Genomic DNA, 19,923 nt, shown 5'->3' with positions numbered 1-19,923 from the left:
ACAAAAACTCTGGCCCACAGCTACAGATCCCATGCACTCCATGACCGGAGGGCACCCAGCGCCGCAAAGGGAATCGTGGCAACCTCCCGGACCTGCGATGCCCGCCGGGACTCCCCGGGACTGACCAGCGCCAGGTCCAAAAAGTCACTGCCCACCCTGTCAATGACTCCGGCCAGCCCGGCGTCCCTTTCCGGCACGTGGCGCAGAGTAACTGCAAGTTCGGCCCGGTCCCGCGCGAGGCCCCGCAGCGCATGTGCCAATCCGATCCGGCGCCGCACCTGCGAAGTCTCGGCCACGGACACGCGCCCCAGGCCCGCGTAGCGCGTCACCGCGCGATACGGGATCAGGACCTGGTGACGCAACTCGTTCAGGACCAGGGCGTCGGCGCCGGCATGGCTCAGGGTTCCTTCGAAGACGCGACCACACGCCAGGTGCACGGCCACGTGGCTGTTCAGGGAACCCCGCAAGCGGTCAGCCAGGGCCAGGGATGCTGTTTCAGCTCTTGCCCGCTCGGAGATCTCGGCATCGAAGGCCAGCCGCTCGCCCTCGGCGAACTGTGCCTCCATATCACTGAACAGAGCATCCCAACGCATGGGGCCAAGCGTAGGGTGCGGCTTCATTCGCGGTCAATCACCAACAACTTCACTCCAGTCTCTGGACAAATCCCACAAAGCTACGTCAAACTGATTCTACATTTATTAAACTGCATCAAACTGCATCAAACATAAGATAGGAACACCATGACGGCAGGTACAGCACGTGGTCTCCGCGCAGACGCCGTCATGGCAGCGTCCATCTTCCTGTTGGGATTCTTTCTCTGCGTTGCCGGCGGGGGCATGGTGGATCGGTGGCAAGTGTCCACAGCCCGCCGGCAAGGCCCGGACGTCGATGACCTTCTTGGTGCCGTGGCTGTCGCCGCGGGGCTGGCTATCGTGGCGTGGTGGATCTTCTCGATGATTTTGGCGTCAACGGCTGCCGTCCTGGACAGGTGCGGCAATCGGCGGGCAGCCGACAGGGCAGGCAAGTGCTGCCCGGCATTTATGCGGCGGCTCGCTGTGGCCGCACTGTCGGTGCAACTGCTGTCGGCACCGTTGGCTCACGCGGCCGTACCGCCGGCCGGACCCGCATGGGTACCTACGCAGAAAGTGGCCATCCAGGATGCACCGGTTCTCGGCGTTGCCGTCCAGGCCCAATGGTCCCCCTCAAACGGCCACGGGCAGACCCCGGAAGCAGAGAGCACAGCTCCCGGGGACCCAGAAGAACAGGTCACCCAAGCTCCTGCGGCTGCGGTCCGGCCCGACTGGCGTCCCAGCCCCCCGGTCCCGGACCCCGGCCTGATGGCGGCCCAGCCCGTCCGAGCGGAACAGGGCACACCCCCGGCATTGAGTGAAGTTACGGTGCTGGCAGGCGACACGCTGTGGGACATCGCATCCCGCCATCTGGGCCCGTCGGCCTCGGATGTCGATGTCGCCCTCCACTGGCCTCGCTGGTACGAGGCCAACAAATCCCAGATCGGCGAAAGCCCGCACGTCCTGCTGCCAGGGCAGATTTTGAAAGTACCTTCCACGGCCTAGCCGACGTTCCGATATTCATCAGCTCACGACTAAGGGGAATCACATGTACGCAGTTACGCCAATCCGCTCCGCCACGGCCAACCCGGGCCGCGCGGCAGCAGTCCGACAGGTTCCTCTGCGCACCACTACCGCACCGGTCGCGCCGCTGCGTGCCGCAGACGAGAACTCCGAAATCCTGGCGATCACACGCGGTACCGTGCAGGCGGCCATGGAAGTCCTCGCCGGCATCCGGCCGATCCACCAGCTCGCCCGCCGCATGGATCCACGCTGCCTCGCCGTACTGCAGCACCGCGCGGCCCTGATCCGCCGCGAACAGGCCCGGTCCGCCTCGCCATCCCTGGCCCGGCTGCACAGGAACTCCATTGTGCGCTCAGTCCGCGCCTGCGAGGTCGCCCCGGGTATTTATGAGGCAAGCGCCGTGGTGGTTGACGATGTCCGCGCCCGAGCTGTGGCGGTCCGGCTTGAACGCAGCAAGCAGGTCTGGCGCGTGACTGAGTTTTTGGTCGGCTGACCGGTTGCCCACAATTGACGGGAACTGGTCACAGACGAAGAAGTGCCCGGAGCTAATTGCTCCGGGCACTTCTTGTGTCCAGCTACGGCCCTGCAGTTTGTCCTGGAAACTGTGGCTGGATCAGCGGCGCTTTTTCTTGGCCGGACGCTTGGTGGCGTCCTGTGCTGCAGCCTTGGCGGGGTTGCCCGACTTGGATGAGGAGCGCGCCTCCACCCGGGTCTGGGATGCGCCGTCCTCACCGGGTGCCGTGTACTGAAGCTGGGCGGGCTTCTCCGGCGCTTCCAGGCCGGCCGCGTGGATCTGCGGCTCAACGTGCTCGGTGTGGCCACCTGCTGCGTCCGGAACCACCACATCCTGGGCCGGCGTGACCTCAACTTCAAGGTTGAACAGGAAACCGACGCTTTCCTCGCGGATGGCCTCCATCATGCTCTGGAACATGGTGAAGCCCTCGCGCTGGTATTCCACCAGCGGGTCACGCTGTGCCATGGCGCGCAGGCCAATGCCTTCCTTGAGGTAGTCCATCTCGTAGAGGTGTTCCTGCCACTTACGCCCGATGACCGACAGCACCACGCGGCGTTCCAGCTCGCGCATGCTTTCGGAACCGATGGTCTCTTCCCGGGTCTGGTAGACCACGCGGGCGTCGGAGAGCAGTTCTTCCTTGAGGAATTCAACAGTGAGCTTGGACTTGCCCCCGGCTTCCTCGATGATCTCTTCCGGTGTGACGCTGACGGGGTAAAGCGTCTTCAGGTTGGTCCACAGCTGCGTGTAGTCCCAGTCGTCGCCATTGCCTTCGGCCGTGGCGGAGTCGATCAGGGCGATGATGGTGTCCTCCACGAAGAACTGGACTTTCTCGTGCAGGTCGTCACCTTCGAGGATCCGGCGGCGGTCACCGTAGATGGCTTCGCGCTGGCGGTTCAGGACGTCGTCGTACTTGAGGACATTCTTGCGCTGCTCGGCGTTGCGGCCTTCAACCTGGCCCTGCGCAGACGCGATGGCCCGGGAAACCAGTTTCGATTCCAACGCCACATCATCCGGGACGGAACTGTTCATCAGCCGTTCGGCCGCGCCGGAGTTAAAGAGCCGCATCAGGTCATCGGTCAGGGAGAGGTAGAAGCGTGATTCGCCGGGGTCGCCCTGGCGGCCGGAACGGCCACGGAGCTGGTTGTCGATACGGCGGGATTCGTGACGCTCAGTTCCCAGGACATACAGCCCGCCGAGGTTCAGTACTTCCTCGTGTTCGTCCTTCACGGACTGCTTGGCCGTCTCCAGGGCGGCCGGCCAGGCGGCCTCGTACTCCTCGGAATTCTCTTCCGGGTCCAGCGCGCGCTTGGCCAGGTCGGCCACCGCGGTGAATTCGGCGTTGCCGCCGAGCATGATGTCAGTGCCTCGGCCGGCCATGTTGGTGGCCACGGTGACAGCACCCTTGCGTCCGGCCTGCGCAACGATGGCCGCTTCACGGGCGTGGTTCTTGGCGTTCAGGACTTCGTGCCTGATGCCTTCCTTGGCGAGAAGCCCGGAGAGGTATTCGCTTTTTTCCACGCTCGTGGTGCCCACAAGGACCGGCTGGCCCTCTTCGTGACGCTCGGCAATGTCCTTCACCACGGCGTCGAACTTCACCTTTTCGTTCTTGAACACCAGGTCCGACTGGTCGAGTCGCTGCATGTCCCGGTTGGTGGGGATGGCCACCACGCCGAGCTTGTACGTGCCCATGAACTCGGCGGCCTCAGTCTCGGCCGTGCCGGTCATGCCTGCCAGCTTGGAGTACATCCGGAAGTAATTCTGGAGCGTCACCGTGGCCAGGGTCTGGTTTTCGGCCTTGATCTCCACGGCTTCCTTGGCCTCGATGGCCTGGTGCATACCCTCGTTGTAGCGGCGCCCGGCCAGGATCCGGCCAGTGTGTTCGTCAACGATCAGCACTTCGCCGTCGAGGATGACGTAGTCCTTATCCCGCTTGAACAGTTCCTTGGCCTTGATGGCGTTGTTCAGGAACCCGATGAGCGGAGTGTTTGCGGATTCGTAGAGGTTCTGGATGCCCAGGTAGTCCTCCACCTTTTCTATGCCGCTCTCCAGGACGCCGACGGTGCGCTTCTTCTCGTCCGCCTCGTAGTCCTCGCCGGCCTTCAGACGCTGCACCACCTTGGCAAATTCGCTGTACCACCGGTTGGTGTCGCCCTGGGCAGGGCCGGAAATGATCAGCGGCGTGCGGGCCTCATCGATGAGGATGGAGTCGACCTCATCAACGATGGCGAAGTTGTGGCCGCGCTGGACCAGTTCTGATTGGTCCCACGCCATGTTGTCGCGCAGGTAGTCGAAGCCGAATTCGTTGTTGGTGCCATAGGTGATGTCCGCGGCGTACTGCTGCCGGCGCACGGCGGGATCCTGGTTGGACAGGATGCAACCGCTGGTCAGGCCAAGAAAGCGGTAGACCCGGCCCATGAGGTCTGACTGGTATTCGGCAAGGTAGTCGTTCACCGTGATGACGTGGACGCCATTGCCGGTGAGGGCATTAAGGTAAGCGGGCGCGGTGGCCACGAGGGTCTTGCCTTCGCCGGTCTTCATTTCGGCGATATTGCCCAGGTGGAGTGCCGCGCCACCCATAAGCTGGACGTCAAAGTGACGCATGCCCAGGGTGCGGGATGAGGCCTCGCGCACGGCGGCGAAGGCCTCCGGGAGGAGATCGTCCAGTTGCTCGCCGTCCTGGTGGCGGGCGCGGAGGTGGTCAGTTTCCTCGCGGAGCTCAGCATCCGTGAAGGTTTTGAACGAGTCTTCGAGGGCATTGATGGAGTCGGCATAGTTCCGCAGTTGCCGCAGGGTTTTTTTGTCACCCGTGCGGAGAAGTTTTTCGATAAGTGATGCCACGTGAAGATACTCCCAGTCTTATGCTGCCGAATTCTGGCGTTTTTAGTCTACGGGAGAGACACAGGCCACGCGGCCGGTGTTCCCTGAGAGCGCAGCGGACCCGCGGAGACGCAGGGCGCCCGCGAGGGACTCCGCCAGGTCCCCGGCCGGGCTGACCACAATGTCCCCCAGCTCCAGCCACTCAGCCATCAGTTCCAGCTCGGCTGCGAGTTCGACGGCGGTCCCTGGCGGTGCGTCCGGCTCACCGTAGGCGGACCTGACCAGCAGTTTTCCTGCCGCACGGTCCGCTTTAAGATCCACCCGCGCCACGATGGTGTCGCCCAGGAGAAAGGGCAGGACGTAGTACCCGAAGCGCCGGAGGTGCGCGGGCGTGTAAATCTCGATCCGGTAGCGGAACCCGAAGAGCTCCTCCAGCCGGCGGCGCTCGAAGACGAGGGAGTCAAAGGGACTGAGCAGGGCCCGCCCTGCCACCCGCCGCGGCCTTGTGGCACCGGCGTGGAGGTATACCTTCCGGTCCCAGCCTGCGACTGTCACCGGCTCTAGCCTCCCTGTGCTGACCAGATGGTCCACCGACGCGGCAGCCGCCTTGACCGGTGTACGGAAGTAGTCCGCGAAACACTTCACGGTTCCGATGCCATGGGCTTGCGCAGCCGCATCGATGAGCCGATGCATCGCCTCAACAGGGTCCGGGGTGGCTTCGAGGGACAGCCGCCGCGGCAGCACTTTGGCCGTCAGCGTGTACTTTCGCTCGAACTGTTCGGTTCTTGACGCCGCGGAAATGATACCGGCCTCGAACAGGTCTTCAAGCACGCGTTTGACGGCGTTCCAGTTCCATCCCCAGTTGTCGTCCCGCCGCTCCTCCACGTGCCCAATGTTCGCCGTCAGTTCCACCGCTGTCATGGGCCGCCCGGCGGCGAGGGCGCCGAGGATCTTTCCGGCCACCGCGTCGCGCAGCTCCGGGTCCATGGCGGACGCACCCACCCACGTGCGTTTCTGCCACAAGAGGAGGTCCTGGAAGTGCTCGGGCCGGATGAAGCTGGCCTCGTGCGCCCAGTACTCCATCATTCGTCTCGGCGGCGAGCTGGCCATCCGCTGAAGAATGGTGCGGTCGTAGTTGCCGAGCCTTGAAAAGAAGGGCAGAAAGTGACTGCGTGACAACACGTTGACGGAATCGATCTGGACAAGCTGGATCCGGGCAAAGGCACGGCCCACCGTCCGTGAGGTCACGGGGCCGGCGGGCCGTCCTTTGTCGAGTCCCTGAGCTGCCAGGGCGATCCGCCGGGCCTGGTTAAGGCTCAGCGTCGCTGGCACATCGGTCCTTTCATTGAGGGGCGTAAACCGCCCTAGATTTTTGCAGCCTCGTCATCGGAGCGGTAGGCGAGGATCTTTTCTTCGACGGGGGTGTCCCCCGGTTCGCATTCGTGGTCCAGGGTGATCACCCCGTATGTCCATCCACGGCGCCGGTAGACGACCGAGGGTGTGTTGGTGGCTTTGTCCACAAACAGGTAGAAATCATGGCCCACGAGCTCCATGTTGTCCACAGCATCGTCAAGGGTGAGGGAGGCCGCAGGGAAAACTTTGCGCCGGATCAGCACCGGGGAGTCCCCTGCCGGAATGTCGTTCTCGACCTCGTAGGGCGATCGTTCAACGGGCGGCGCCTGGGGTTCGCTGCGATGGCTCGCCTCGACGTATATGGGTTCACTGGCACTTGCGGGCTCCAGTGCCGCGGTGGCCTCACGTACTGCCTTGGGTGTGTGGCGCCCGTGGTGGACCTTCTTGCGGTCCTTGGCGCGGCGGAGGCGTTCAAGCAGTTTGGTGTACGCGAGATCGAATGCGGCGAATTTGTCTGCGGCGCTGGCTTCGGCACGGATTACGGGTCCCCGGCCCAGGACTGTCACTTCAACGGTGAGCTGGTCGCCGGTCTGGCGTGCATTCGTTTCCTTGGAAACCTTCGCGTCAACCCGTTGGACCTTGTCGCCAAGTGACTCGATCTTCGAGATCTTCTCACCGGCGTATTCGCGGAAGCGGTCTGAGACCGTCAGATTTCGTCCGCTAATCATAAACTCCATGGTGCCCTCCAAATGACTTCGGTGACACGACGGCGGCACATCCCAAGGCCGATCTGCTTGACAGTCAAGCCCCTTTCCGAGCCGCCATCGAAAGGTACAACTTGTTCTTGGTACCCACAACCGACGTTAGTTCATAGCCACCTGTTATTCATCCTTTCTTCGTTTATTTTTTTCTAAGACGGGCAGCTTTCCGCCAGCTCCCGGGCCGGGCGATTCGCCGCCAGCTGAATCCGGCGGGCGTGTCGCGGCGAGGACCACCGCCCCCACCACCACGGCGCCGCTGAGGTGGAGCGCGCGGGCTGCTTCCGCCAGCGTGGCCCCCGTGGTGAGGACGTCGTCGACAATGATGCAGCGGCGTCCTGCCACCCGCGCGCCCTGGCGTCCCGGGACCTTCATGGACCCCCTGACCCGGCTCGCCCGGGCACCGCGGCCGAGTCCCTTTTGGCCTCCAGGCAGCCGCTCCAGGGCGGCGCGGCGCCGGGATTTCCGGATCACGTCAACCACCGGCGCTCCGGGAATGGTGGTCCCCCGCCGCAACTCTGCAAGCAGGAGGTGGACCGGGCTGAACCCCCTCTTGACGTAGCCGGCCGTACTGCTGGGCACCGGCACCAGGCAGACGTCGTCGACGCCGGCCAGGGCCGCGTCAATACCCTGCCCCAGCCCCCGCGCCAGGACTGACGTGAGCTGGTGCTGGCCATGGCTCTTGAACGACAGCACGGCCTGCGCCAACTCCTCGCGGTACACCCCGGCCGCCACCACGGGAAGGATCAGTCCGCCGTCGACGTTCATCAGGGCCGGCGCCTGCTCCTCTGCCCGGAACGGGAGCCTGGTCAGCAGTCGGATCTGGCGTTCGCACGCGACGCACAAGGCAAGGTCCTCCGCACCGCAGCAGACGCAGTCCACAGGAATGGCAAGTGCCAGCAGTTCCGCGGCCGCGGCGCCCATCTGGTCGGCGACCCGCAGCCACCGGCTGCGGTGGCCGCCGCGATGCTTGGCGGACTGCAGCGGAGGCGGCAGCAGGTCCGGATCCAGGCTTGCCATACTTCTGGCAGGACGGCCCCCGGCGCGACGCTCAGCACGGCCCTCGGAGCGGCGCGCAGGAGGGTGGCGCGCAGGAGGACGTGCGGGCTGAGCTTCGGTCACACCCCATGGTGGCTTCCCGGCCGCGGCCCCGGAACCCTCAGGCCTCGCTATGTGGATAGCACGCTAGCCGGGGAATGAGGGGTCGATGGGACCCTTAAGCTGGGGCGACCAGCCGTTGCCCAGCCGCTGGAAAATGCCCTCGGCCGACTGTCCGTAGATTTCCTCCACCCCGTTGCCGGCGCTGAGCCACACCAGTCCGGGCCAGGGCGCCAACTGCTGGGGTTGTCCGGACGTGAGGGACAGCAGCTCCGGCGTGACGTTCGAGCCTACCGATGCTTTCATCACGGCAACCGTTGTGTCGTTCACCCAGACTCCCTGGTCCGGATCACCGGAAGCCACCAGGGTGATCGGGGCAGTCAGTTCCCGGGGAGTCCCGTCGGCGTTCCGGATGATCCCGGCAACCTGGACCTTGGTTTTGCCGTTCTGATCCGAAATGACCAGCGCCCGGACACCCTCACGGGAAATCCTCAGCTCCTTGACCGTCCGTCCGGCCAGCCACGACGGAGTGAGCGTAACGGTGGGAACAGCGGCACCTTCGGCCACACCGATGGGCCGGTAGGCGACCACCTCCGTACCGCCGGTAGCTCCCGGCCCTGCGGCCCACACCCAGTCATAAATACTGAAGGACGGGTGCGTGATAGTGCTGCGCGTTGTCAGCGCCCGGGCGGGGTGTCCCGGCACCATGCTGTAGAGCGTCGTCCGGCTTTCGTTGAGGAAGGCAACGGTCTGGGACACCGGGGATTCCGCCGGGTAGCGGGGCCCGAGCGAGGAAACCGGCTGCATATCCGGCAGCGGGGACACCCTGTTGTTCTCGTAGCGAACCAGCTCATTGCCGCTGACGGCGATCTCGCGGACCGGCACGTTTTTGTCCTGCACCGGGGGCAGCACCGAGCCGTTGTCTTCGACCCGGACCAGGTCCTGGTTGGCATGCAACTCCACATTAACGACGTCGGGCTGGCTGCGGAACGTGAGCGAAAGCTGCGTCTGCATCCGGAGCCTGTCCTCCGTGGACGCCTCGGTGAGTTCCTTGGCGGTGAGGTCCACCTGCGCGGCTCCGGACACCACGGGAACGGATTCGCGGGCGAGTTTAATACCGGACGGGAAGGCGCTCACCACCGCGCCCCGAAGGTAAGGCGCGGGGCCGGCAAGAAGGGCGCTGGTCATGGCTTTGACGGTCTTGTTCTTGATGAACCAGCGGACGTCAGGCACGGCATACGTGAAGCTGGGATCGTAGAAGTAGATGGGGTAGGCGCCGTAGATGACCTTAAAGGTTTCCTCCGGGATCGCTGTTCCGTCCGGCATGGCCGAGATCCGCCATTCGCCGTCCACCTGGGTGAGCGTGGCCGGGATGTTCTCGATGGTGCCTTCGGGCATCTGGGTGGCGATGCCGTCAACATCCACGCTGTAGGCAACGTCCAGCTGGTAGTTGTAGACGTTGTCGACGCCGGTGCCCACCACTTTCGCTTCGCGGTACACCAGCGCGCGCTGGTCGGGTTTCCAGGACACTGACGCAGCCTGCGTCAGGTATTCGCGGGCCACCGCGTAGTCCCCTTCGTATCCGGTACCGGCACGGTAGAAGTAATCAATGATGTTTTCCGGAGTAGCGCCGGGCTGGGGCGCGGCCGGGAGGAACACCGGTGCGTTGACGTTTCCGGCGCTGCCTTCCGCGCTCTTCCCGACCGGCCCTGCGGTGGGAATCCGCGCGCAGGAGGCCAGCAGCAGGACAACAACGAGCAGCACAACGCTCCGCTTCAGCATTGCCCGAATTCTTAGTCCCATCATGAAGACTCCTTCGGTGTCGGGGCCGTCCCGGACGGGGCGCGTCCGGCGCCCTGGCCACGCCCGCCAGCGGTGGAATCAGATCCCCCAGTGGGGCCGGGACCCAGGACGAGCACGTTGTTCGCGTGTGGCACGTCTGGGAGGATGATGTCCTCCGGCTCAAGCTGCACGGGTGAGCGGTCGATCTCCTCGCCCTGGCGCAACGGAATAGTCAGCCGGAAGTTGGCCCCCCGGCCCTTGTTTCCCCATGCCTGCAGCCAGCCGTTATGGAGCTTGGTGTCCTCCATCGCGATGGACAGGCCCAGGCCGCTGCCTCCGGTGGTGCGGGCCCGCGCCGGATCCGCACGCCAGAACCGGTCAAAGACCCGGGCGGCTTCGGCCGGGGTCATGCCGATCCCCTGGTCCCGGACAGCAACTCCCACCGCTGACTGGTTGGCCGCGACAGTTACGGTGACCGGCCTGCCTTCACCGTGCTCCACAGCGTTCAGGATGAGGTTCCGCAGGATCCTGTCGATCCTCCTGGCGTCCATTTCCGCGACAATCCCCTCCGCGGGCGCCCGGAGGATGATCTCCGAGCCGTATTCGGCCGCGACGGGCGCCGCCCCGTCAATGACGTGGTTGATCACCTGCAGGATGTCCTCGGGCTCGGCGTCGAGCATGGCCACGCCGGCGTCGAAACGGGAGATCTCAAGCAGGTCGGCCAGCAGGGACTGGAACCTCTCCACCTGGTTGTACAGGAGTTCGGCGGAGCGCTTGTTGATGGGGTCGAAGTCGTGGCGGGCGTCATACAACACTTCCGCGGCCATCCGGACGGTGGTCAGGGGCGTGCGGAGCTCGTGGGAGACATCGGAGACAAACCGCTGTTGCATCTGGGACAACATGGCGAGCTGGGTGATCTGCTCCTGGAGGCTGGCGGCCATGTGGTTGAACGATGCCCCGAGGCGGGCCACCTCGTCCTCGCCTTTGACCACCATGCGCTCCTGCAATTGGCCGGCCGCGAGCTTCTCCGATACCAGGGCAGCGTGGCTGACGGGGCTGACGACATTGCGGGTGACGTACCACGCGATGGCGCCGATCATCAGCACCAGCACCGCGCCGCCGGCCAGGAGGACACCCTGGATTTCGTCGAGCGTCTGCTGGGCCGTGTTGACGTCATAAATCAGGTAAAGCTCGTACACGGTCCCGTTGAATGTAACCAGGTTGCCTACGGCGATGCCCGGCCTGTCCTCGGTACCTACCGGAATCACGGTGGATGCCCAGTACTGGTCCTTGCCTGATTCCTGGACCGCCGTACGGAGTTCAGGCGGGATGACGCTGACGGTCAGCTGGTCCGACGCCCGCGACTCCACCCAGCGGTTCCTGGGTTTGGTCTGCTCGGGCTTGGCTTCGAAAACGTAGCGGCGCTGGATGACAGAGCCGCGGCCCTCCACGACGTTCAGGGTGTCGTAGACCAGGGTGATGACGCTGGACTGGTCGGTGACCTGGGCGCCGTCGAACGTTTCCTGGACCTGTTTGACGTAGTAGCGGGTTTCGGATTCGGCCTGGGTGAGGCGCTCCTGGAACAGGTTGTTGGCGATCTGGTTGGACAAGTAAGCGCCCACGGCGCCAAAGGATGTCACTGCCAACAGCAGCGTGGTGAGGACGGTCCGGAACTGCAGGGACCGACGCCAGCGCCGCCGCAGGGACCGCCCGGCAAAGCGGACCGCAGGGAAGAAACGGGTCACACCGATCCGGACCAGGCGGCCCACCCGTAGCCCCACGATTACTCCACGGCGCCGCCAGATCCGCGCCCGGAACGGCAGCGTTGCCAGCTCCGCCGGCAGTGCATCCGTGTGCTCCGGGCCCTTGGCTGCGGGAAGGTCCGGGGCGCGGTGCGCTTCTGGTCCTGAGGGCTCAGGACCCTGCTTTGTAGCCGACACCACGAACCGTCAATACAACTTCGGGAGCTTCCGGATCCCGTTCAATTTTTGACCGGAGGCGCTGGACGTGGACGTTGACCAGCCGGGTGTCCGCCGCGTGGCGGTAGCCCCAGACCTGCTCCAGCAGCAGCTCGCGGGTGAACACCTGCCAAGGCTTCCGCGCCAGGGCCACGAGGAGATCAAACTCCAGGGGTGTCAGGGAAATCCGCTCATCGGCACGCTTCACAGTGTGGCCGGCCACGTCGATGGTGATGTCTGCGATCCGCAGCGTTTCAGGCGCCTTCTGGTCGCCGGGCCGCAGGCGGGCACGTACGCGTGCCACCAGTTCGGCGGGTTTGAAAGGCTTGGGCACGTAGTCGTCTGCGCCGGACTCAAGGCCGCGGACGACGTCGGACGTATCCGACTTGGCGGTGAGCATCACGATGGGCACGTCCGATTCGGAGCGGATCTGCCGGCAGACCTCGATGCCGTCCACGCCGGGAAGCATCAGGTCAAGCAGCACGAGGTCCGGCTTCGATGAACGGAAAATATCCAGCGCCTGGCCGCCGTCGGCGCAAAAGACCGGCTCAAAGCCGTCATTGCGCAGAACAATCCCAATCATTTCGGCCAGCGCTTCGTCATCGTCAACTACCAGAATGCGTGCCTTCATAGTTATATATTCCCTTATTGAACAGGGTTTGTCCTGTTGAATGGCCTTACGGCATGGCGTCACGCTATGACGCCCGACGCCGGAACTATAGGCTGGCACGACGCGGACAGTCCCGCACGGGGGAAGGAACAGGGTGCCACACCAGGATCCGAACATGCAGCAGCCGCATCCTGCCAGCGAGGCTGGGAGGGGCCAGTCTCCGGGGAGCCAACCTCTGTGGAGTCAGGCTCCGAGGGACCAGCCTCCGTGGGGGCCGCAGCCCGGCCCGGCACAGCCGCCTTGGGGCGGCCAGCCGGTGTGGGGCCCACCTCCGGGTGGTCCGCCAGTGTGGGGCCAACCTCCGCACAACCCCGACGGCGCTCCGCCGCCCTACCAGCAGCCCCGTTATGTGGCCCCGCCCAAACCAGGCATCATTCCCCTGCGCCCGCTGATGTTCGGCGAGATCCTGGACGGCTCCTTCCAGGCGATCCGGCGCAATGCCAAGGCCATGCTGGGCGCCGCACTGCTGGCGCAGACGCTCGCCGCAGTGCTCACGGCAGTCCTCACGGCATTTTCCGCCACGTCCGCGGCGTCGCTGGAGACTTGGGCGGCAGGCCTGACGGAGCAGGACTTGGTCCCGGTGGTGCTCACCTTCGCGTCCGGCATCCTGCTCGTCTCGGTGCTGACCGTTTTTCTCTCGGCGGTGCTGCAGGGCGCCATGGTGGTGCCGGTAGCCAGGTCTGTCCTCAACCGCCCTACTGGCTTCAGGCAGATGTGGTCCCTGGCACGGTCCCGCGCGGGGGCACTGATCCGCCTCGCGGCGCTGCTGGTAGGCGGCGGGCTCCTCGTGGCGCTGCTGTTTGTGGCACTGGCAGTACTGCTGGTCAGCACGGTGGGTGGAGTGGGTGCCCTGATCCTGATCCCGCTGGGGCTGGTGTGCTTTGTGCTGTACGTGTGGATCTACATCAAGCTCATGGTGGCGCCGGCCGCCGTGGTGGTGGAGGAGCTCGGGGCGCTGGCCGGCATACGCCGCTCCTGGGAACTCACGAGCAACAACTGGTGGCGGCTCCTGGGCATCACGCTGGTGGTAGGCATCATGGTGGGGGTCATCGCCCAGATCGTCACCATTCCGGTCTCGCTGCTCTCCGGCTTTTACACCGGTGTGGTCTCACCTCACGGCGGAGCCGAGCAGGCGATCACGGCCGCCGTAGTGGCGGGCGTTGCCACCGCCGTTGTCGGTGCGGTGGTCGGAGCGGTGGGGTTCGCCTTCCAGACCTCCGTGATGGCGCTGCTCTACCTTGACCTCAGGATGCGCCGGGACGGCCTGGATATCGCGCTGCTCCGGCTACTGGAATCCGGCGCAGATCCCGACGGCGTCCCGGGCCGCGGCGTCCCGGTCTACCGGGCAGGACCCGGCCAGAATCCGCGTCCGCCCTACGGGGCACCGCCCGGCGGGGCATGGCCCGATGACCGCTGAACCACCGGTCCTCCCTGGCCGCGACGAGGCCAGCCGCTGGGCCGAAGAAGAACTTGCCAAGCCGGAATACCGTGACGCGGCCCCCGGCTGGCTGGACAGCATGTGGGCGGACATCCTGGACTGGCTGCGGTCCCTGGACGGCGGCTCCGGCCCGGACAGCACCGTGGCGGCACCGTGGATCGGTGTGGCCATCGCCGTGCTGATCGGCGCCGCCGTCATCCTGGCCCGCCCGAGCCTCAACGCGAAGGCCAAGCGGGCCGGAGACGTGTTCGACGCCGACGCAACAGTCAGTGCCGCGACTTACCGCGGGCGCGCGGCGGCCGCAGCCGCAGCAGGCAACTGGAGTGCCGCCGTCGTGGACTGTTTCCGTGCACTGGTGCGCACTGCCGAGGACAGAGCGGTGCTCGACGCGCGGCTGGGCCGGACCGCCGACGAGGTGGCGTATGAACTGGCCACACCGTTTCCGTCCGAGGCCGGCCGTCTGACGGAAGCTGCGCGGACTTTCGACGGGATCCGCTACGGAAATGAGTCCGCCGGCCAGGCTGACTATGCCGCGGTGCGCGAACTGGACAGTGCCCTGCAGTCGCTCACGCCCGCGAGCGCAGCGCTGCCCTCTGAACGTGGCGAACCGGCAGTTCCGCGATGATGCACAGTGCAACGACGCCGGATCGTCTAACGCCCAATCTTCTGACGCAGGGTGGACCGGAGTCGCAGCCGGTTTCCGCAGCTGCCATCGGGTCCGGGGCCGGGTCCCGTGCCGGGTCCTGGCTCCGGCGGCACCGCGGCAGGGCAGCGATCAGTGGGGCCGCCGCCGTCGGACTGGCGGTGGTCATTTCCACCCAACTCGCGCCAAAAGGCGATTCCGTACCCCTCTCCGTCCACAACGCCGGGCCGGACGGCGCCAGGGCGGTCAGCGAGATACTTGGCCGCCACGGAGTCGCGGTCAAGGATGTTGAATCCTTCGACGCGGCCGCTGCGGCACTCTCGGACCGGCCAGGTGCCACCCTCCTCATGTACGACCGGAGCGGGTTCCTGGACCAATCCCGGCTGGACGAACTGACCGCAAGCGCGGGACGGGTGGTGCTGGTGACGCCGCGACTGGGCACGCTGACGGCCCTCGCTACCGGCATCAGCCAGGCCGGCGTGGTGCCGGAGTCAACGGCGCTCCTGGAACCGGGCTGCGGTCTCAGCGGTCCCGCGGCTGCAGGTGCCGTCTCCGGAACCGGCGGATTCCTGTACGACGGCGGCACGGTGTGCTACCACCCGCCGGGAAGCGCCGCCGGGCTACTTGTCGGCACGGACGACGGCGGCCTGACGGTCCTGGGCAGCGCCGCTCTCCTCAACAACGGCGGGCTTGCCGAACACGGCCATGCCGCGCTGGCCCTGCGGACGTTGGGCAGCTCAGGGGACCTTGTCTGGTACCTCCCCGGGCTCGGCGACGCGGCCGCTGCGGATTCAACGCAGACACTGGATGACCTCGCCCCTGACTGGGCGGCTTTTCTGGGGCCATGGCTGGTTTTTGTGGCCGTGCTGACCATCGTATGGCGGGGGCGCCGCCTCGGCCCGCTCGTCTTTGAACCGCTCCCCGTGGTGGTCAAGGCCGTGGAGACCGCCGAAGGCCGTGCCCGCCTCTATCAGGATTCCCACGCACTGGACCGGGCGCGGGACAACCTTCGGGCGGGCACCCTGGTTCGTCTGGCGCAGGCCCTTCGACTGGGATCCGAGGCCACTGCCGACGACGTCGTGCAGGCAGCGGCCCGGCACCTGGGCCGGCCGGCTACGGATATCAGCGGCCTGATCCAGGAACGCCCCGGGACCGCAACCAGGCTGGTGCACTGGTCACAGGAACTGGACAAACTAGAGAACGAGGTCAGGACCCGATGAACGAACCGTACGGCGCCCCGCAGATCATGGAATCTTCCCCGCAGACGCTGGATCCTGCCCGGCAGGCACTCCTGGACGTCCGCCACGAGGTTGCCAAGGCTGTGGTGGGCCAGGATGCCACCGTCACGGGACTCCTGATTGCGCTGCTCTCCCAGGGCCATGTGCTCCTCGAAGGCGTGCCCGGGGTCGCCAAAACACTCTTGGTGCGGGCGCTGTCCGCCGCGCTGAGCCTGGACACCAAACGCGTACAGTTCACCCCTGACCTGATGCCCGGCGACATCACCGGCTCCCTGGTCTACGACTCGCACACCTCGGAATTTAGTTTCCGCGAGGGGCCGGTTTTCACCAACATCCTGCTCGCCGACGAAATCAACCGGACACCGCCGAAAACGCAGGCCTCGCTGTTGGAGGCCATGGAAGAGCGGCAGGTCTCGGTGGACGGAGTGTCCAGGCCGCTGCCGGCAAACTTCCTGGTGGCGGCAACCCAGAACCCCGTCGAGTACGAGGGAACCTATCCCCTGCCCGAAGCCCAGCTGGACCGGTTCCTGCTTAAGCTCACCATGCCGCTGCCCGGCCGGGCTGACGAGGTGGAGGTGATCCGGCGGCACGCGGCCGGCTTTAATCCACGCGATCTCGCTGCCGCCGGAGTCCGGGCCGTGGCCGGCGCAGAGGACCTCGAGCGGGCGCGGCAGGCTGTGGCCACCGTCGCCGTCGAACCGGAAATCATCGGCTACATCGTGGACCTGGTACGCGCAACCCGGCAGGCGCCGTCGTTCCAGCTGGGTGTTTCGCCCCGCGGCGCGACTGCCCTGCTTAACACCTCCCGCGCCTGGGCCTGGCTGTCCGGCCGCGGCTTCGTCACCCCCGACGACGTCAAGGCACTGGCGCTGCCGTGCCTGCGCCACCGGGTGGCCCTGCAGCCTGATGCCCAGATGGACGGAGTCCGCGTGGACGATGTCCTGGGCAGCATCCTGGCGTCCGTCCCCGTCCCCCGCTGATCCGCTTGCACATGGCACTCTCCGGACGTTTCGTCGTGCTGGCACTGCTGGGCCTGGTGCCGGTGCTGCTGTTTCCCGGCTGGGGCACGGTCCTGGGCGTGGTCGTGGCACTCGCCGCGCTCCTTGGCCTGGACCTTGGCCTGGCCGCTTCTCCGCGGTCCATCAACATCGCGCGCGCAGAGCCCGGCAATGTGACGCTGCACGGCACGGCAGCTTCGGTCCTTACGCTGCGCAACAGTGGCCGGCGACGCCTGCGCGCCACTGTCCGGGACGCGTGGCAGCCGTCTGCCGGGGCCGTGAATCCAGTCCAGGACCTGGACATCCCCGCCCTGGAAAGCCGCCGGATGACCGTCCGTTTACAGCCGGTCCGTCGTGGCGACGTGGGCGCCCGGCACGTCACTGTGCGCTCCCATGGTCCCCTTCGGCTTGCGGCACGCCAGCGCACGTTTGACTGTGCCGGCCTCCTGCGGGTCCTGCCGCCGTTCCATTCCCGCCGGCACCTGCCGTCGAAGCTCAGGAAACTCCGCGAACTCGACGGCAAGGCCGCCGTGCAGATCCGGGGCGCCGGCACCGAATTCGACTCGCTGCGGGACTACGTCCGCGGGGACGATGTCCGGTCCATCGACTGGCGCGCAACCGCCCGCCGGTCCGCCGTCGTCGTCCGCACGTGGCGCCCGGAACGCGACCGGCGCGTGGTGATCATGCTGGATACGTCGCGCACGTCAGCGGCGAGGATCGAGGACGAACCCCGGCTGGATACCGGCATCGAAGCGGCGCTCCTGTTGGCGGTGCTGGCCGAGCGTGGCGGTGACAGGGTGGACTTCCTGGCTTACGACCGCCGTCCGCGCGCCAGGGCCGGCTCCGCCACCACCGGCAACCTCCTGGGGCAGCTGGTGCAGGCGATGGCGCCCCTCGAGGCCGAACTGATTGAGCTTGACTGGTCCAGCCTCCCCGGCCAGATCCGGGCGGTCTCCGCCCACCGGTCCCTGGTGGTGCTGCTGACGGCGTTGGACGGCGGGGCTTCGGAGGAGGGGCTCATTCCCGTGGCCGCGCAGCTCGCCCAGCAGCACGTTGTGGTGGTGGCAGCCGTCCGTGATCCGATGCTGGGGCAGATGCTGCGGGAGCGTGAGAACGCCGCCGGCGTATTCCGGGCGGCAGCGGCTGAACGCGTACTCCTTGAACGGGCGGCGGTAAGCGCCGAGCTCCGGCACCACGGGGTGGAAGTGGTGGATGCGGAGCCACACCAGCTACCGCCGCAGCTTGCCGACATGTACATCCGACTCAAGGCGGCCGGTAGATTGTGAATCACTGCAGCGCCACTGACGCTACCGGCCAGGAGGTCACCATGAACGTCCCTATTTACCAGCAGGCCCTGGGCGAGGACTTCCACCGGCTGCAGCCAGAACTGCAGGAGTACTTTTCCCTGACGCCCGGCTCGGGACACTACGGCGTCGGGGAAGGCGTCTTCGACGTTGTGGGCTGCCGGCAGGCGTGGCTGCGGCCGCTGCTGAAGCTCACCTCCGGGGAGGACGCGTTCTTCCCGGATTACGGGGAAGGCATCCCCTTCCGGATTGAAAACCATGCACACCAGGATCCGTTCGGCCGCCCCAGCCTGACCGCCCGGCGGGAAATCCGCTTCCCCGGGCACCTGCGGATTTTCCAGGACACCACGAGCCTCGTGGATTCCGACGGCGGCCCGCGGCTGGTGGACTACCTGGGCCGTTTCCGGCGGATGGTGACCGACCTCAAGCTCAGCGTGACGGAGGAGGGCAGGCTGCGCGGCGTTTCCGAAGCGTCCCGGCTCTTCCTGGGCCCCTTCCGCCTGCCGCTGCCGGCCACTGTGGATGCCAGGGCCTACGCCGAGCAGTGGTGGGACGGCGCCGCCGGCGAGCATGGACAGCACCGGATCCAGGTCAAGGTCATCCAGCCGCAGATCGGGCTGGTCCTGGTCTATGCGGGCGGTTTCGATTACCGCCTGCGACCCTATGTTGGCGGCAGCTCGGCGCAGAGTTTCCTGCCCCGCTACGCCCGGCCGGACCGTTGGGAAAACCGGACGTAGAAGTCTTGCCCTTAGGTCCGCTCAGCGGTGGGCCTGCTCAGCCGTGCGCGCGCTGGTTCAGGCCGTCCGCCACCTGGGTGAGCCGGCCCAGCACCGCTGTGGCGGTGGCCGGCGTGTGGCCGGCGAGTCCAGCCGAGGGGGTGACCCGGATACTGCCCAGGGACGACGCCTGCAGCCCCAGCTGGTGCCACGGCCGCCAGACGGACTCAACGACGTCGGCTACCTGGGGCAGCGTGCCGCGGCTGACGTCCAGGGCGCCGGCCCAGATCCGCTTGCCTGCCTCCACTGCGGTGGCCAACTGCTCCCACTGCCGTGTGGTCAAGGCCCTCAGCGGCACGGCCACGCCGTCGGCGCCGGCGGCAATGATCTGGTCGATCGGGGCCTCAATTTCAGGCACCGAGACAACAATTTCAGCGGCACCCGCGGCGCGCAGCGCCTCGATCACCACCTGCCAGGACTCGGTGACCTCCTGGCCACCCACTGCCCGCAGCGTGCGGTAACCGCTCGACGTCGGAATGGAGCCGGCGAGTACGGCGGCGATGTCAGGCTCGTCGACCTGAACCACCAGCCGCGCGCCCGGGACCGCGCTGGAAATCCGGGACAGGTAGCCGCCAACCCCTGTGGCCAGCGAGTCGGCAATGTCCCGGCGTGCGCCGTAGTCGACCAGTGCCCGTTCGCCGTTGTGCAGGTGCAGGCCGGCGGCAATGCTCAGCGGACCAACCAGCTGGAGCTTAATTTCAGGGGCGGGCGTGTCTTCGGCGCCGGCAACGTCTGCCAGGACGTTGATGTCGGTGGACAGTGCCGACGCGGCCCGGCGGAAATCCTTGCCGGGACGGTCCACCAGCCGCCAGCCGTACGGCTGGACGTCCACGGCCATTTCAACCAAGAGTGCGGCAGTGCGTCCCAAGGTGTCGGAGCCGACGCCGCGGTCCGGAAGTTCTGCCAGGAACGGCAGGTGCGGGCTGCCGAGCTCGCCGCGGATAATGTGGGCAGCTTCCACGGGGTCCTCCCCCGGCCAGGGCC

Annotated in this window: 18 protein-coding genes; 9 read left to right on the top strand and 9 right to left on the bottom strand. The window is 66.4% G+C overall.

Going from position 1 to position 19,923, the window contains the following annotated elements; all coding sequences use genetic code 11:
* Positions 1-20 precede the first annotated feature (20 nt).
* Positions 21-593 (bottom strand): hypothetical protein, encoded by a 573-nt coding sequence (locus ACZYZ4_RS02445; RefSeq protein WP_463857830.1) that lies wholly within the window; start codon positions 591-593, stop codon positions 21-23.
* 147 nt (positions 594-740) lie between these two features.
* On the opposite strand from ACZYZ4_RS02445, the gene ACZYZ4_RS02440 reads away from it, so the two are divergent.
* Together ACZYZ4_RS02440 and ACZYZ4_RS02435 are read left to right on the top strand one after the other, a co-directional pair.
* A complete protein-coding gene (locus tag ACZYZ4_RS02440) occupies positions 741-1,574 on the top strand; it encodes a LysM peptidoglycan-binding domain-containing protein (RefSeq protein ID WP_463857828.1) in 834 nt (277 codons plus the stop codon).
* Between the two features lie 43 nt (positions 1,575-1,617).
* Entirely contained in the window at positions 1,618-2,085 is a 468-nt protein-coding gene (locus tag ACZYZ4_RS02435; protein ID WP_463857826.1) for an Rv3235 family protein, read from the top strand.
* A gap of 120 nt (positions 2,086-2,205) precedes the next feature.
* Here ACZYZ4_RS02435 and secA read toward each other — a convergent pair whose 3' ends face one another.
* From secA to mtrA, 7 genes are all read right to left on the bottom strand, one after another.
* Positions 2,206-4,944 (bottom strand): preprotein translocase subunit SecA, encoded by a 2,739-nt coding sequence (gene secA, locus ACZYZ4_RS02430; RefSeq protein ID WP_463857825.1) that lies wholly within the window; start codon positions 4,942-4,944, stop codon positions 2,206-2,208.
* Between the two features lie 42 nt (positions 4,945-4,986).
* The gene (locus tag ACZYZ4_RS02425) at positions 4,987-6,255 is read right to left on the bottom strand and encodes a winged helix-turn-helix domain-containing protein (RefSeq protein WP_463857823.1); all 1,269 of its coding nucleotides are present in this window, start codon (positions 6,253-6,255) and stop codon (positions 4,987-4,989) included.
* 32 nt (positions 6,256-6,287) lie between these two features.
* Positions 6,288-7,013 (bottom strand): ribosome hibernation-promoting factor, HPF/YfiA family, encoded by a 726-nt coding sequence (gene hpf, locus ACZYZ4_RS02420; protein ID WP_463857821.1) that lies wholly within the window; start codon positions 7,011-7,013, stop codon positions 6,288-6,290.
* 144 nt (positions 7,014-7,157) lie between these two features.
* Entirely contained in the window at positions 7,158-8,054 is an 897-nt protein-coding gene (locus ACZYZ4_RS02415; RefSeq protein WP_463857819.1) for a ComF family protein, read from the bottom strand.
* Positions 8,055-8,219: 165 nt separating this feature from the next.
* Positions 8,220-9,914 (bottom strand): LpqB family beta-propeller domain-containing protein, encoded by a 1,695-nt coding sequence (locus tag ACZYZ4_RS02410; RefSeq protein WP_463857817.1) that lies wholly within the window; start codon positions 9,912-9,914, stop codon positions 8,220-8,222.
* A 20-nt stretch (positions 9,915-9,934) separates the two neighbouring features.
* Positions 9,935-11,683, bottom strand: coding sequence for an MtrAB system histidine kinase MtrB (gene mtrB / locus ACZYZ4_RS02405; protein ID WP_463857907.1), 1,749 nt, complete (start codon positions 11,681-11,683; stop codon positions 9,935-9,937).
* Between the two features lie 145 nt (positions 11,684-11,828).
* A complete protein-coding gene (gene mtrA, locus ACZYZ4_RS02400) occupies positions 11,829-12,503 on the bottom strand; it encodes an MtrAB system response regulator MtrA (protein ID WP_354146011.1) in 675 nt (224 codons plus the stop codon).
* 53 nt (positions 12,504-12,556) lie between these two features.
* Here mtrA and ACZYZ4_RS02395 point away from each other — a divergent pair, with 53 nt between their 5' ends.
* The 7 genes from ACZYZ4_RS02395 to ACZYZ4_RS02365 are packed head-to-tail and all read left to right on the top strand — an operon-like array spanning position 12,557 to position 18,900.
* Positions 12,557-12,934, top strand: coding sequence for a pentapeptide repeat-containing protein (locus ACZYZ4_RS02395; RefSeq protein ID WP_463857815.1), 378 nt, complete (start codon positions 12,557-12,559; stop codon positions 12,932-12,934).
* Positions 12,829-13,959, top strand: coding sequence for a DUF7847 domain-containing protein (locus ACZYZ4_RS02390; protein ID WP_463857813.1), 1,131 nt, complete (start codon positions 12,829-12,831; stop codon positions 13,957-13,959). Before ACZYZ4_RS02395 ends, ACZYZ4_RS02390 begins: the two co-directional genes overlap by 106 nt.
* A complete protein-coding gene (locus ACZYZ4_RS02385; RefSeq protein WP_463857811.1) occupies positions 13,949-14,605 on the top strand; it encodes a DUF4129 domain-containing protein in 657 nt (218 codons plus the stop codon). Before ACZYZ4_RS02390 ends, ACZYZ4_RS02385 begins: the two co-directional genes overlap by 11 nt.
* On the top strand, positions 14,602-15,843 hold the full coding sequence (locus ACZYZ4_RS02380; RefSeq protein ID WP_463857809.1) for a DUF4350 domain-containing protein: 1,242 nt from the start codon (positions 14,602-14,604) through the stop codon (positions 15,841-15,843). Before ACZYZ4_RS02385 ends, ACZYZ4_RS02380 begins: the two co-directional genes overlap by 4 nt.
* Entirely contained in the window at positions 15,840-16,841 is a 1,002-nt protein-coding gene (locus ACZYZ4_RS02375) for an AAA family ATPase (RefSeq protein WP_463857807.1), read from the top strand. Before ACZYZ4_RS02380 ends, ACZYZ4_RS02375 begins: the two co-directional genes overlap by 4 nt.
* Positions 16,842-16,852: 11 nt before the next feature.
* A complete protein-coding gene (locus tag ACZYZ4_RS02370) occupies positions 16,853-18,145 on the top strand; it encodes a DUF58 domain-containing protein (RefSeq protein ID WP_463857805.1) in 1,293 nt (430 codons plus the stop codon).
* A 41-nt stretch (positions 18,146-18,186) separates the two neighbouring features.
* On the top strand, positions 18,187-18,900 hold the full coding sequence (locus ACZYZ4_RS02365) for a DUF4166 domain-containing protein (protein ID WP_463857803.1): 714 nt from the start codon (positions 18,187-18,189) through the stop codon (positions 18,898-18,900).
* A 37-nt stretch (positions 18,901-18,937) separates the two neighbouring features.
* On the opposite strand, the gene ACZYZ4_RS02360 is transcribed toward ACZYZ4_RS02365, so the two are convergent.
* Positions 18,938-19,900, bottom strand: coding sequence for a uroporphyrinogen decarboxylase/cobalamine-independent methonine synthase family protein (locus tag ACZYZ4_RS02360; protein WP_463857801.1), 963 nt, complete (start codon positions 19,898-19,900; stop codon positions 18,938-18,940).
* Positions 19,901-19,923 lie beyond the last annotated feature (23 nt).

This window comes from Pseudarthrobacter adonitolis (assembly GCF_055412845.1).
This window is presented reverse-complemented; position numbering and strand designations above follow the sequence as displayed.